At 70.7% G+C, this 13,650-nt stretch carries 8 protein-coding genes; 4 read left to right on the top strand and 4 right to left on the bottom strand.

Annotation, left to right across the window (positions count from 1 at the left end; all coding sequences use genetic code 11):
- Positions 1–76 precede the first annotated feature (76 nt).
- A complete protein-coding gene (locus Amac_RS32560) occupies positions 77–2,572 on the bottom strand; it encodes a cation-translocating P-type ATPase (protein WP_155358256.1) in 2,496 nt (831 codons plus the stop codon).
- 196 nt (positions 2,573–2,768) lie between these two features.
- On the opposite strand from Amac_RS32560, the gene pflA reads away from it, so the two are divergent.
- Both pflA and Amac_RS32550 read left to right on the top strand, forming a co-directional pair.
- On the top strand, positions 2,769–3,560 hold the full coding sequence (gene pflA / locus Amac_RS32555) for a pyruvate formate-lyase-activating protein (RefSeq protein WP_246268868.1): 792 nt from the start codon (positions 2,769–2,771) through the stop codon (positions 3,558–3,560).
- Between the two features lie 26 nt (positions 3,561–3,586).
- Complete coding sequence (locus Amac_RS32550) at positions 3,587–5,248, top strand: SulP family inorganic anion transporter (RefSeq protein ID WP_155358255.1); 1,662 nt, start codon at positions 3,587–3,589, stop codon at positions 5,246–5,248.
- Here Amac_RS32550 and Amac_RS32545 read toward each other — a convergent pair whose 3' ends face one another.
- Positions 5,249–6,106 (bottom strand): universal stress protein, encoded by an 858-nt coding sequence (locus Amac_RS32545; protein WP_155358254.1) that lies wholly within the window; start codon positions 6,104–6,106, stop codon positions 5,249–5,251.
- Positions 6,107–6,252: 146 nt separating this feature from the next.
- Here Amac_RS32545 and Amac_RS32540 point away from each other — a divergent pair, with 146 nt between their 5' ends.
- Positions 6,253–6,690, top strand: coding sequence for a pyridoxamine 5'-phosphate oxidase family protein (locus Amac_RS32540; protein ID WP_155358253.1), 438 nt, complete (start codon positions 6,253–6,255; stop codon positions 6,688–6,690).
- 8 nt (positions 6,691–6,698) lie between these two features.
- Positions 6,699–8,960: a formate C-acetyltransferase gene (gene pflB / locus Amac_RS32535; protein ID WP_155358252.1), complete on the top strand. Its 2,262-nt coding sequence runs from the start codon at positions 6,699–6,701 to the stop codon at positions 8,958–8,960.
- A gap of 6 nt (positions 8,961–8,966) precedes the next feature.
- Here pflB and Amac_RS32530 read toward each other — a convergent pair whose 3' ends face one another.
- Both Amac_RS32530 and Amac_RS32525 read right to left on the bottom strand, forming a co-directional pair.
- Positions 8,967–9,734 (bottom strand): caspase family protein, encoded by a 768-nt coding sequence (locus Amac_RS32530; protein ID WP_155358251.1) that lies wholly within the window; start codon positions 9,732–9,734, stop codon positions 8,967–8,969.
- Positions 9,734–13,525 (bottom strand): caspase family protein, encoded by a 3,792-nt coding sequence (locus Amac_RS32525; protein ID WP_155358250.1) that lies wholly within the window; start codon positions 13,523–13,525, stop codon positions 9,734–9,736. The genes Amac_RS32530 and Amac_RS32525 overlap by 1 nt, the downstream gene beginning before the upstream one ends.
- Positions 13,526–13,650 lie beyond the last annotated feature (125 nt).

The raw sequence follows: 13,650 nt of genomic DNA, 5'->3' as shown, positions 1-13,650 counted from the left end.
TCACCCACCCGGTACGCCCCGGCTTGAGCGGGGAGTTCCGCTGTTGGTCAAAGGACACACATCTCCCGCAGAGGAGTCACCGGGAGCGGCGGCGGGTCGCCGCCAGCACCAGGCCAGGGATCACCGCCAAGCCGCAGGCGAGCAGCAGTTCACCGGCGCCGAGCGGCTCGATACGCAGGAGCTGCCGCAGCGGCTCCAGGTACATGGGGGCGACCTGGAAGATCAGCGCCGTCACAACGGCCAGGTCGAGGAAGCGGTTGCGGCGCTGGTGCTCGGCGGGCACCGGAGCGCGCACGGCCAGCGCGACGCCCAGCTGCGCGAGCCCGAGCGTGATGAAGATCATGGTCTGCCAGGGGCGGCCGGTCGCCCAGGCCCACGCGCCGAGCCCGACCGCGATGGCCGCGATGGCGGCGCCGGTCCCCGCGATCGGCGCGAGCAGGCCGCCGAGGATGGACTGCCGCAGCGGGCGCGGCGGGCGGCCCATGGCCCCCGGATCGGCCGGTTCTGCTCCCATGGCGACACCGGGCAGCCCGTGGGTGAGCATGTTGATCCAGAGGATCTGCGCGGGCTGCAGCGCCACGGCCGGGCCGAAGAACGGCATGGCGAGCATGACGAGCAGTTCGGCGAGGCCGCCGCTGAGCCCGTACCGGAGAAAGCGGCGGATGTTGGCGTAGATGCGGCGCCCTTCCTCGACAGCCGACACCACGGTCCGCAGGTTGTCGTCGGTGAGCACCAGGTCGGCGGCCTGCCGGGCCACCTCGGTGCCGCCGCGGCCCATGGCCACCCCGATGTCCGCGCGGCGCAGCGCCGGTCCGTCGTTCACGCCGTCGCCGGTCATCGCCACCACGTGACCGTCCCGCTGCAGGGCCTGGACGATGTCCAGTTTCTGCTCCGGCAGCGTACGGGCGAAGACGCGGGCCCCGGCGAGCCGATCCGCCGACACGCCCTCGGCGAGTTCGGGCCCGGTGACCACCTGGGCGGCCGCGGAAGGAATGCCGACCCGCTCGGCGACGGCCCTGGCGGCGGCCGGGTGGTCGCCCGTGATGAGCCGGAACTGGATGCCCGCCCGCATGCAGGCGGCGACCGCCCCGGCGGCGTCGGCCCGGGGCGGATCGGTGATCGCCACCAGCCCCAGCAGCCGCAGCTCGCCCTCCATGCTGGGCGACATGTCGGACATGTTTTCGGCTACCGCGATCACCCGGTACCCCGACGCGGCCAGTTCCGCCGCCTTGGCCAGGGCAGCCGCCGAGTCCCCGATCACATCGGGAGCGCCCTTGCAGGCGACGAGCCAGCCGCCGGCGGGGGTGCGGTGAACGGTGGTCATGCGCTTGCGGGAGCTGTCGAACGGCACTTCCGACACGCGCGGGTACTCGCGCTGGCACGCCGCCGGGTCCATCCCGGCCTTGCCGGCCAGGGCCAGCAGGGCGGCCTCCAGCGGATCACCGGCCGCGCTCCACTCGCCGTCCGGGCCGGGCGGCACCAGATGGGCGTCGTTGCACAGGACCACGGCCCGCAGCAGAGGCGAGAGGTCATCGGGGTCCGGTCTGATCTCGCCGACCGGCGCGTACCCGCTGCCGGTGACCTCGTACTCGGCTCCCGAGGGGATCCAGACGCGCGTGGCCACCATCCGGCCCTCGGTGAGGGTACCCGTCTTGTCCACGGCGAGGACGGACACCGAGCCCAGCGTCTCGACGGCGGGCAGGCGGCGCACCACGGCCGACCGCTGCGCCATCCGGCGCGCCCCCAGGGCCAGCGCCAGCGTCACCACCGCGGGCAGCGACTCCGGCACGACCGCCACCGCCAGGCTGACCCCGACCAGCAGCATTTCCAGGACCGGCTCGCCCCGGAGCACGCCCAGGACGAACACCAGCGCGCTGGCCGCCAGGACGCTCAGCGCCAGCAGGCGGCCCAGCCGGGCCAGCCGCGTCTGGAGCGGCGTCGGGCGGGGCCGCTGACCGGCCAGCGAGGCCGCGATCCGGCCCAGCGAGCTGTCCGCCCCGATGGCGGTCACCACGGCGGCGCCGCGCCCGTGCGTGACCACCGTGCCCGCCCAGACCCGCCGCTCGTCCGGGCCCACGGTCACGATCTTGTCCACGGGCACCGACTCGCCGGTCAGCGCCGCCTCGTCGAGCTGCAACTGCACCGCTTCGGCCAGCTCGGCGTCGGCGGCCACCACGTCACCGGCCGTGAGGATCATCAGATCCCCCGGCACCACCTCGGCGGCCGGTATCACCCGGTCGGCGCCGTCCCGCCGGACCCGGGCCGTGGGCGCGGCGAGGTCGGCCAGGGCGTCGACCGCGCGGGCGGCGCGCAGTTCCTGGAGCACTCCGATCGTGGTGTTGACCGCGATCACCAGGCCGATGACCAGGGCGTCCACGATGTCCCGCATGGCCAGCGCGATCGCGCCCGCGGCCAGGAGCAGGACGATCATCGGGTCACGTAGCTGGGTGAACAGACGGTCCCAGAGATGCCGGCCGCGCCGTATCGGCACAAAGTTGGGGCCACAGGTGGCCCGGCGATATTCGGCCTCGGCCGACGTCAGGCCTGCGACAAGGGTGGTATTCGTCCTCATACACGTCCTTTGATCGAGCCAAGAAATTCGGCCAGCGAACCCGCCACGTCCAGGTTCTGATCTCCGCCGGCGATGCGGCACCTGGCGAAAGTCCCGAAATCACCGCCGAACGGTTCTCAACGGAGGGCTTTGGTCCTGGCGATCGGGGACTTCCGGACGCTGAGAGGAGCACCGCTCCCCCGCGACAGTGGGATGTGTGAACGGGCGGAAGAGCGTGCTGGCCGAGGCGGCGGGTGAACTGCGCCTGCCGGCTCCGGATCCTGGCACCGGCGTCATCAGTTCCTGGGACCTGTCGATCGGGGTCGACGGGCCTGGGACCCGGTTCGTGGTCTTCACCGCCGGGTGCGCGCTGCGCTGCCTCTACTGCCAGAACCCGGAGACGTGGCGGATGCGCGACGGCCGCCGGGTCACGACCGGCGAGGTCATGGCCGAGGTGGGCAAATACCGGCGGTTCATCGCCGTGGCGGGCGGCGGGGTCACCGTCAGCGGCGGCGAGCCCCTGCTCCAGCCTCGTTTCACCGCGGACCTGCTTCGGCGCTGCCACGAGAGCGGCCTGCACACGGCACTGGACACCTCGGGCTTTCTCGGCGATCGGGCCACCGATTCCCTGCTGGCCGACACCGATCTGGTGCTGCTCGACATCAAGTCCGCGGATCCGAGGGCGTACCGCGATCTCACCGGGGTCGAGTTGGAGCCGACCTTGCGTTTCGCCCGCCGCCTGGCCGAGCTGGGCCGGGCGACGTGGGTCCGTTTCGTGCTCGTGCCCGGCCTCACCGATGATCCGGCGAGCGTGGACGCCCTTGCCGCCTTCGTTGCGGATCTGGGCAATGTGCAGCATGTCGATGTGCTTCCCTTCCATCGCATGGCCATCGGGAAATATCAGAGACTCGGCCTGACCTTCCCGCTCGCCCACGTCCAGCCGCCGGATCAGGCGCTGCTCGACCGCGTCCACGCCCAATTCCGAGCCCGCGGGGTCGTCAGCATCTGACGGCCGCGGATGCCACACTGGCGGTCATGATCCAGCTACCTCCGGTCTTCGCGGATCTGCGGGGCTACCGGCGTACGTGGCTGCGCGGTGATCTGCTCGCCGGGCTCACCGTGGCCGGATATCTGGTGCCCCAGGTCATGGCGTACGCGACGGTGGCCGGGCTGCCGCCGGTGGCCGGGCTCTGGGCGATCCTGGCGCCGCTGGCCCTCTACGCGGTGCTCGGGTCCTCCCGCCAGCTGTCCATCGGGCCCGAGTCCTCCACCGCGCTGATGACGGCGGTCTCGATCGGGCCGCTGGCCGCGGGCGATCCCGCGCGGTACGCGGCGCTCGCGGCCACGCTGGCCGTCCTGGTGGGGGTGTTCGCCACCGCCTGCTGGGCGCTCCGGCTGGGTTTCGTCGCCGATCTGCTGTCCCGGCCGGTCCTGGTGGGGTATCTGGCGGGGCTCGCCTTCACCATGATCGTCGGGCAGCTGGGCCGGGTCACCGGGGTGCCGGTGTCGGGGAACGAATTCTTCGCGGAGCTGGCCTCGTTCGCGCGCGGGCTCCCGGGGATCCACGGGTGGACGCTCCTGTTCGCGGTGGCCGTCCTGGCTTTCCTCTTCCTGGTGCGGCGGCTGTTTCCCGCGCTGCCGGGCCCGCTGCTGGTGGTCCTGCTGGCCACCGCCGCCGTCGCGGCCTTCGGTCTGGAACGCTACGGGATCAAGGTCGTCGGCCCGATTCCCGGCGGGCTCCCGGCGCCGGGCCTGTCGATAAGCGGCGTTGGCGAGCTCGTCCTGCCCGCCCTGGGCGTCCTGCTGGTGGGTTACAGCGACAACATGCTCACCGGCCGGTCCTTCGCCGCCCGCCACAACCAGCAGATCGACGCCAACCAGGAGCTCCTCGCCCTGGGCGCCGCGAACGTGGGCGCGGGTCTGTTCCAGGGATTTCCGGTCAGCAGCAGCGGCAGCCGTACCGCGCTGGCCGACGCGGCGGGCAGCCGCACCCAGCTGTATTCCCTGGTCACGCTGCTCGTGGTGGTTCTGGTGCTGCTGGCGGGAGGGCCGCTGCTGGCCGGGTTCCCGCTCGCGGCCCTCGGCGCCATCGTCGTCTACGCCGCCCTCCAGCTGATCGACGTGGCCCAGTTCCGCCGCCTGTTCGCCTTCCGGCGCAGCGAGCTGCTCCTGGCCGTGGCCACCTGCGTCAGCGTCCTGGTCCTCGACATCCTGTACGGCGTGCTCCTCGCCGTGGCCCTCTCCGTCGCGGAGATGCTCGCCCGGGTGGCCCGCCCCCACGACGCGATCCTCGGCATCGTCCCCGGCCTGGCGGGCATGCACGACATCGACGACTACCCGCAGGCGCGGACCATCCCCGGGCTGCTCATCTACCGCTACGACTCCCCGCTGTTCTTCGCCAACGCCCAGAACTTCCGCCGGCGCGCGCTGGCCGCCGTGGACAGCCAGGAGGACCACCCGATCCGGTGGTTCGTCCTCAACGCGGAAGCCAACGTCGAGGTAGACATCACCGCGCTGGAGGCCCTCGACTCGCTGCGGTCGGAGCTGACCGGCCGGGGCATCGTCTTCGGCATGGCCAGGGTCAAGCAGGACCTCCGCGATTCCCTGGACGCGTTCGGCCTAACCGCCAAAATCGGTGAGGATCGCCTTTTTCCCACTTTGCCCACCGCCGTCGCCGCCTACGAGGCGTGGCGGTGATCAGGCCCTGGGGCGTACGACGGCGACCGGGCACTTGGCGTGGTGCAGCACGCCCCGGCTGACCGACCCGAGCACGGCGGAGCCGAGGGCGCCGCGGCCGTGGGATCCGACCACGAGCAGGTCCGCGCCGCCGGAGGCGTCCACGAGCGCCTCCACCGGATGCGCGGAGTGCACGTCCTCGATGACCTTCACGTCCGGGTATTCCTCCCGCCACCGGTCCAGCAGGCCGGTCACGACCGCGTGCTGGGCGGTCCTGATCTCGTCCATGTCGTAGCTGATCTCGGGTGCGAAGGCGTGCACGGGGAGCTGCCAGGCGTGCAGGGCGCGCACCGCGCTGCCGCGCAGCCGGGCCTGCTCGAAGGCGTAGGCCAGGGCGGGCTCGCAGGCCGGGGAGTCGTCGACCCCGACGACGACCTCGCCGCGGGTCGTCTCGGGCAGCCGGTTCACCACGACCACCGGTCCTGGCGCGTGACCGGCCACGTGCGTGCTGACGGAACCGAGGAGGGCCCGGGCGAAGCCGCCCATGCCGCGGGTGCCGACCACCAGCTCGGCGGCGCCGGCCGCCAGCTCGCGCAGCACCTCGGCGGGCCTGCCCTCGATGACCTCCGTGGTGACGGCCATGCCCGGGCGGCGGGCGTTGGCGGTCTGCTCGGCCTGGTCCAGGATGCGGGCGGCACTGCGGGTCAGCTGGTCGCCCAGGTTGTGGTCGGGGAACTTCACGATCTCGTACGGGTAGCGGTCCAGGACGAACACGATGCGCAGCGGCGCGCGGGTGCGTACCGCGTCGTCGGTGGCCCATTCCACGGCCGCGAGCGAGGCGGGCGAGCCGTCCACGCCGACCACGATGACATCCTTCATGACTCCTCCTTCGTCCCCTCCATCGCATCGCCCGGCGGCCGGGCGGCCCAGAGCCGAAGGTCCCACCGGACCAGGCCCATCGGCCATGTCATCCCGGACCGCCACCGGGAAGACTCGGAACCAGGACGACGAGGAAGGACGATCCGATGGCGGAGACGAGGAACGCGACCGGCGCTGAACTGCACGAGCTCGGCGCGGCGGAGTGCCTGAGCCTGATCTCTCCCGGGGGCGTCGGCCGGGTGGCCTTCAACGGCTCGGACGGGCCGACCATCCTGCCGGTGAACTACCGCGTCATCAACGGCGCGATCGTGTTCCGGACCCGCGCGGGCGGCGCGATGGACGAGGATCTGCGCACGGGCATCGAGGACCTGGAGATCAAGATCGCTTTCGAGGTGGACGAGATCGACGTCGCCCGGCACGAGGGGTGGAGCGTGCTGGTGCAGGGTCCCGTCCATCACGTCGCGGACGACGAAGTGCGCTGGGTGGCCGATCCGGGGGTCCAGGCCTGGGCGGGCGGCACCCGTGACCACTACGTCCGTATCACCCCGCAGCGGATCACCGGCCGCCGTATCCAGACTCTGTGAGGTCCGCCATGACGGTCACCATGGACCGGGAGCCGATGGCCCCGGTCATCGCCTGGCACGGTTTCCGGGGGACGGCCTGGCGCGCGGGCATCGACGTGCGCGGGTTCATCCAGGCCAACTACACGCCGTACGAGGGGGACGAGACCTTCCTGACCGCGGCGACCGAGCGGACCCGCGCCGTCTGGGGCAGGATCGCCGGCCTGCTGCCCGAGGAGCGGCGGCGCGGCGTCTACGACGTGGACGCGTCGACGCCGTCCTCGATCACCGCCCACCGGCCGGGCTACATCGACCGGGAACGCGAACTGATCGTGGGCCTGCAGACCGACGCGCCGCTCAAGCGGGCGATCATGCCGCAGGGCGGCCTGCGGATGGTCGAGAACGGCCTGGCCGCCTACGGCTACCAGCTCGACCCCCTGGTGAAGGAGATCTTCACCAAATACCGCAAAACCCACAACGACGGGGTCTTCGACGCCTACACCGCCGAGATCCGCGCCGCGCGCCGCTCGGGGATCGTCACCGGCCTGCCCGACGCCTACGGCCGGGGCCGCATCATCGGCGACTACCGCCGCGTCCCCCTGTACGGCGTGAACCGCCTCATCGAGGCCAAGAAGGACGAACTGCACAGCCTCGACCGGGCCTTCTCCAGCGACCCGGTGATCCGCGACCGGGAGGAGCTGGCCGAGCAGATCCGCGCCCTGGCCGAACTGCGCGAGATGGCCGCCTCCTACGGCTGCGACGTCTCCCGGCCGGCCGCCACCGCGCGCGAGGCGATCCAGTGGCTCTACCTGGCCTACCTGGCCGCGGTGAAGGAGCAGAACGGCGCGGCCATGTCGCTGGGCCGCACCGCCACCTTCCTGGACATCTACCTGGAACGCGACCTCGCCGACGGCCTCATCACCGAGGAGCGCGCCCAGGAACTGATCGACGACTTCGTCATCAAGCTGCGGATCGTGCGCTTCCTGCGCACCCCCGAATACGACCAGCTCTTCTCCGGCGACCCGACCTGGGTGACCGAGTCGATCGGCGGCATGGGCGAGGACGGCCGCACCCTGGTGACCCGCACGAGCTTCCGCTACCTGCAGACCCTGCGCAACCTCGGCCCCGCGCCCGAGCCGAACCTGACGGTTTTCTGGTCCCCCCGGCTGCCCGAGCCGTTCAAACGCTTCTGCGCCCGGCTGTCGATCGAGACCAGCTCCATCCAGTACGAGAGCGACGACCTGATGCGCCCCCAGTTCGGCGACGACACCGCGATCGCCTGCTGCGTGTCGGCCGCGCCCGTCGGGAAGCAGATGCAGTTCTTCGGCGCCCGGGTCAACCTCGCCAAGACCCTGCTGTACGCCGTCAACGGCGGCCGCGACGAGATGACCGGCGACCAGGTCGGCCCCGCCGTCCCGGCGCTGACGGGCGAGTACCTGTCGTACGAGGAGGTCGCCCCCGCCTTCGACCGGATGCTGGACTGGCTGGCCCGCACGTACGTCAACGCGCTCAACGTCATCCACTACATGCACGACAAGTACGCCTACGAGCGCGTCGAGATGGCCTTACACGACTACCCCGTCAAACGCACTCTGGCCTGCGGCATCGCCGGCCTCTCAGTCGCCGCCGACAGCCTCTCCGCGATTCGCCACGCCCGCGTGCGCGTCATCCGCGACGCCGCCGGCATGGCGGTCGACTACGTGGTCGAGGGCGACTACCCCGCCTTCGGCAACAACGACGATCGGGTGGACTCCATCGCCGCCGACCTGGTCCGCTCGTTCATGGCCAAGGTGCGCGAACATCCCGCCTACCGGGGCGCCGAGCACACCCAGTCGGTGCTGACCATCACCTCCAACGTGGTGTACGGCAAGCACACCGGCAACACCCCCGACGGCCGCCGGGCAGGCCAGCCGTTCGCCCCGGGCGCCAACCCGATGAACGGCCGCGACCGGCACGGGATGATCGCCTCGGCCCTGTCGGTGGCCAAGCTGCCCTACGCGGACGCCCGCGACGGGATCTCGCTGACCAACACGGTGACGCCCGAAGGGCTCGGGCGTACCCCGGCGGAACGGGTGGGGAACCTGGTCGGCGTGCTGGACGCGTACGTGGACGCCGGTGGCTTCCACATGAACGTCAACGTGCTGACCCGCGCCATCCTGCTGGACGCGATGGAGCACCCGGAGAACTACCCGCAGCTGACCATCCGCGTCTCCGGGTACGCGGTGAACTTCGTCCGCCTGACGCGCGAGCAGCAGCAGGACGTGATTGACCGCACCTTCCACGGATCGCTCTGAAGTCCGCTACCAGACGTTGGGGAAGCGGGCGTAGCTTGAGCGGCCGTAGATGATCGGGTTCTGGTTCTTTCGCGACCAGTCCCGGACCGAGCGGGCCACCTGCTCATAAAGCGAATGCAACCCCACCGTATTCTCCCCCGTCGCGGCCGGACCCTTGATCAGAAAGTGGGTGAACACGCCGCCACCGACAACGGCCGACTCTTCGGCCCTCTCGTCCTCCCCGCACGCCGTGATGATCAGCTTGCCCTCGCCGAGATCCAGATCCCGCAACGACAAGGAGATCGGCGCGCGGCTCCCGGCACGGCGGCGCTGCAGTTCCGGTCCCATGAAGGTACGACCGCCGGCACCCCCGCTGAAGCACGAGTCGATCAACATGAGCACCAGCTTGGGCCGGTCGATGCGCTCGAACCACCGGTTGATCTCACTGTCGAAGTCGATGGCCGTCGCGTAGATGTTGCTCTTCTCGGTGTCGTGCGTCACCAGATATCGCGCCACATCATCAGGATGCTGACCCTGTTCCGGGCTGCCATGCCCGGCGAAGTAGATCAGAACCACATCATCAGGACCGGCTTGCCCGCGGAGCCGCACCCCGATCTCGGTCATGATGGCGTGCTTGGTCGCCTCTTCGTCGAGCAAGAGCCGGATGTCCCGTTCCGCGGGATCGATGCGGGTCAGCAGCCGGGCGACGGCCTCGGCGTCGGAGCGGGCGAAGCGCAGGTTGCGGATCCTCCGATCCCGATAGCGGTCGATGCCGACCAGCACCGCGTGGAGCATCAGTCTCTCCTTCTGGAATCATGCAGCGCGGCGATGGCGTCCAGGACATCCTGCTGCGCGAGTTGGACGATGGGCATGGCACCGCTCTCGGTGACGAGCGGCGCCCACTCCGGCCTCGGCTCGCGATTGATGTGCGGCACCTCACCCTCGTACGCCGGCTCGAACGTCTCCAGGACCTCGCGGACATGCGCGATGAAGCCGAGCAGCGCGAGCGCGTCCCGATCGATGGGGATGACCGGTTCGCCGGTCGTGCCGGGTGGCTGGGTCGACATCGTGTCCACGAGCAGCCGGAAGCCCTCGGCCGTCCGCAGTTCCGCCAGGACTTCGACCAGGCGGTTTCCGGTGAGGATGCCGGGGTCGGCGCGTTGCAGGTCCGCGCAGAGCGCTTCGGTCATCAGCCGATCCCGGCGGGCCTGCCGCCAGGGGCGGACGAACCTGGCGATGCCTACCGGCAGCACGATCAGGAAGAAGAGCACGATGGCGCCCGCCACCAGCCGCGCGAAAACAGGACTGCGGTCCATCTCCGCGGAGATCCACGGCCTGGCGGCCATGAACGTGAACGCGGCCACACCGGCAGTGATCTTCAGCCACCAGAAGCGGCCGCCGTAGATCTGGACGACCACGGACAGGCGCAGCCATCCGGGCCACCACTGGCGTGGGGTGACCAGCCGCTTGGCGCTGCGGCGCGCCCGTGCTCCCACCGGATATCCCACGAAGCGGAGCCAGTCGGCCGGGCGAGGGCTGACGTGCCCGTTCAATGCCCCTTCTCGTACCGCCGACGGCCAGATCCCGACGAGCACGGTGACCACGTACACGCCCAGCCAGCCGGCGACCTCGGCGATCGGGGTGCCCGCCAGATACGCGTACAGCAGGCTCGGCGTTCCGATCAGGATCGCGGCCGCGCCGATCATGTGCCTGATCGACAGAGCGTAGTCAGGGAAGAAGTCGGGCCCGAGCTCGAAGGCCGCGAATCTGCGCTCCCACCAGAGGCGGCGCGTTCCCGCCGCGCCCGGCCAGGCGCCGCGGCGAAGCCCGGCCCGGTAGCCCAGATGCAGGCCGAGCATGAGGAGGGTGACGGGGATCAGTGCCACCAGGTCCTGCTCGCCGGCGATGATGAAGAGCGCGGGCCCCAGGGCGAGACACACCAGCAGGTCGATGGCCTGGCCCACGCGGAGCAGCCGGATGGTGTGCAGCAGTGTCGGTTCCCGGCCCGCGCCGCGCAGCTGGGCCCGGATCGTCCGCATTCTGTCGCGCAGGCTGCCTTCTACCTGCAGGGTGAGCAGAGTGCGCCGTAAGTGCGAGAGGACCGCCGCCGGGACGACCGGACGGGAGACCGCTTGGCGGAAGGCGGTGTCGCGCAACACCATGCCCTGGGCGCGGAAGGCCTGGCCCAGCAGCTCGTTCTCGGTGTCCGGATCGGCGGCCGTGGCGAAGCGGACGATGTCGACGCGCTCGGCTGTGCCGGCCTTCGGCCAGACGTCGAGCAGCCGCCGCCCGACCCGTGCGCGCAGGCCGGCGGGGAGTTGGTGCGGTGCGGGCGGCGCGAAGCCGTCGGCGAGCGTGGCGAGCAGGTTGACCGTGGTCTCCCGCCACGGCGTCGCCTCATCGTCGGGGGTTTCATCAGCGGCCAGCAGCGTGTCGGCGATGCCGGTGAGCTCCCCCACCACCTCGCTCGACCGGCGGCGGAGCATCGACACGGTAGCCGGATGCCAGCGGCGCTCGGTAAGCAGTTCGACGGCGGGCACCCGATATGGCCGCGCCAGCAGCGCGACGGTCACGAAATACTCCTGCACCGCGCGGTGCACGAAACTGAACCGCCGCTCCCCTCGATCGGCCGCGAGCGTGGTGTACGCGCCGAGTTTGGCGCTCTGGAGTGACTCGAGCAGCATTTGGATCATGTCGGGAGCCGGACCGGTGCCACCCTCGGGCGTGAGCGCGGCGCACAGTTCCCTGATCGACGGATTGAGGCTCAGGCTCGGATGGTGGGACATGGCCAGCGCGATCTCGGCGGCCGCCGCCGTCACCGACGGGGTGTCGCCCAGCTGTTTCCGCACGTAATGGTCGAGCACGTCGTGCCGGTCCGTGGGAAACCAGCCGCCGGGATCGGCGGTCACCACCCGGTAGAGCAAGCTCAGCAGCAGCGGATTGTCGGCCAGCTCCTGAATCGGAACCGGCGCCGTGGCCAAACGGCTCTCCAGCCGCCTACGGGTGGCGGGGCTCGACCCGAACTTCTCCAGCAGCTGGCCGCGCACCCGCTCGCTCATCGGCAGGATCCGCAGCCTTGGCACCGCCTGGAACGCCGTATATCCGGCGATGTCCCTGGTCGCGACGACCGCGCCGCACGGGGTGAGATCGTAGAGAAAGGCCAGGATCGCCGCCGCGTAGCGTTCCGCCGCGGCGGCCGGGTCGTGCACGCTGAGCAGGGCGGGGATCTCGTCGAAGGAGTCGAACAGGAACTGCCACCAGCCCAGTTTCAGCCCGTGGTCGAACCAGGTGTCCACGAAGTCGGCCACCGCGCCGGATCCGCCTGCCTTCATCGCGGCCAGCACCTCGGCTCGCACGGCGTCCGCAGTGACAGGCCCGGACGGACGGAACCCCCGCAAATCCACGTAGACCGGAACCATCGGCGTCTCGGCCTGCGGAGCTGCGAAGGCATCGCGAACCAGGTCCAGCAGGGCGGTGCTCTTGCCCGAACCAGGACCGCCGGTCAGCAGCACCACCCTGCGCCGCTCCTCGCCGGAGGTCCGCCGCCCGGTCGCGGCCAGGGCCGTCCGGAGTGTCACCACCTGGCGGCGATGGGGCCGGCCCCGGTTCAGGGATTGGCCGAGCCGGGCCTGCTCGTCGGGTTCCTGGAGCTCGGCTTCGAGGTCGGCGCGGCCGTCCATGACCGATCCGTACGAGGCCGTCCTGGTGCGGAACGCGAATTCCGCGACCTCCCGGTATTCCGCCCACTCCGCGGCAGTGGGACCGCTCCCCACCGGACTCCGCCGCGGCGCGGGCGCGGGCGCCGGAGCGGGCGGCTGCGCAGGGTTCGCATGCTGCTCCTCACCGGCCGCGTCCCGGTAGTGCAGCCACCATGGATGCTGGGAGCCATCCGCCATCCGGGTGTGGACCTGCTGGAACACCTCCCGCATGTCGGCCGGCCAGGCGGTGTCCAGCACGTCCATCAGCGCGGTGGAGAACCGGCCGGAACCGTTCTCGGTATACGCTTCGGCACCGCCTCTGGTCGCGACGATCACGGTCTGCTCGCGTGCCGGACGGCCGGGACCGGTCGGTGGGGCGATCGAGGACCATTCGGTCGCCCGGGCGCTGCCCGGCGTCGTCCGGCAGGCGTCGACCAGGAAGATCTGGCGCGGGATCCGGACGAAATCGGTGCGGTAGCTCCGCAGCAGCGCCCGCAGGTTCAGATTGCGGCCGTTGTCGCGCCCTTCGAGGTCGGCCAGGAACAGCCGCTGGTCCTCGTCGGCGCCCTCCGCGCCGTGTCCGGCCCAGTAGAACCAGAGCAGATCGCCCTCGAGGTCGCGGACGCGCTGGGTCAGCAGGCGGTCGATGGTGTAGTGCGTGGGCGACCCGTCGATCAGGCCGAGAGCCGAGCGAGCGGCGGTGGATTCGTCCAGCAGCGAGGCGTAGCACAGGATCTGGCGATCGGGCACGCCGCAGCGGCGCAGCCAGGAGACAAAGCGGGCGGCGTCATTGCCGGGGCCCGGTAAATCCCAGCTTTTCCCCGCATCGTACTGTTCAACGGCGACCACGATGGCCCAGGTTCGTTCGGGCGAAATGTACCGATCCACCCGGTTTTCTCATCTCCTATCCGCTCCCGTACGGAAAAATCTTAAACAAACGTGAGCACGTAGCGAAATATCATCTTCATGCCCAGAATAGGGATGAGGAGCGTGGATTCCCGCTGGAGGGTCGA

Origin of the sequence: Acrocarpospora macrocephala (genome assembly GCF_009687865.1) — a bacterium.
Taxonomy (GTDB): Bacteria; Actinomycetota; Actinomycetes; order Streptosporangiales; family Streptosporangiaceae; genus Acrocarpospora; species Acrocarpospora macrocephala.
This window is presented reverse-complemented; position numbering and strand designations above follow the sequence as displayed.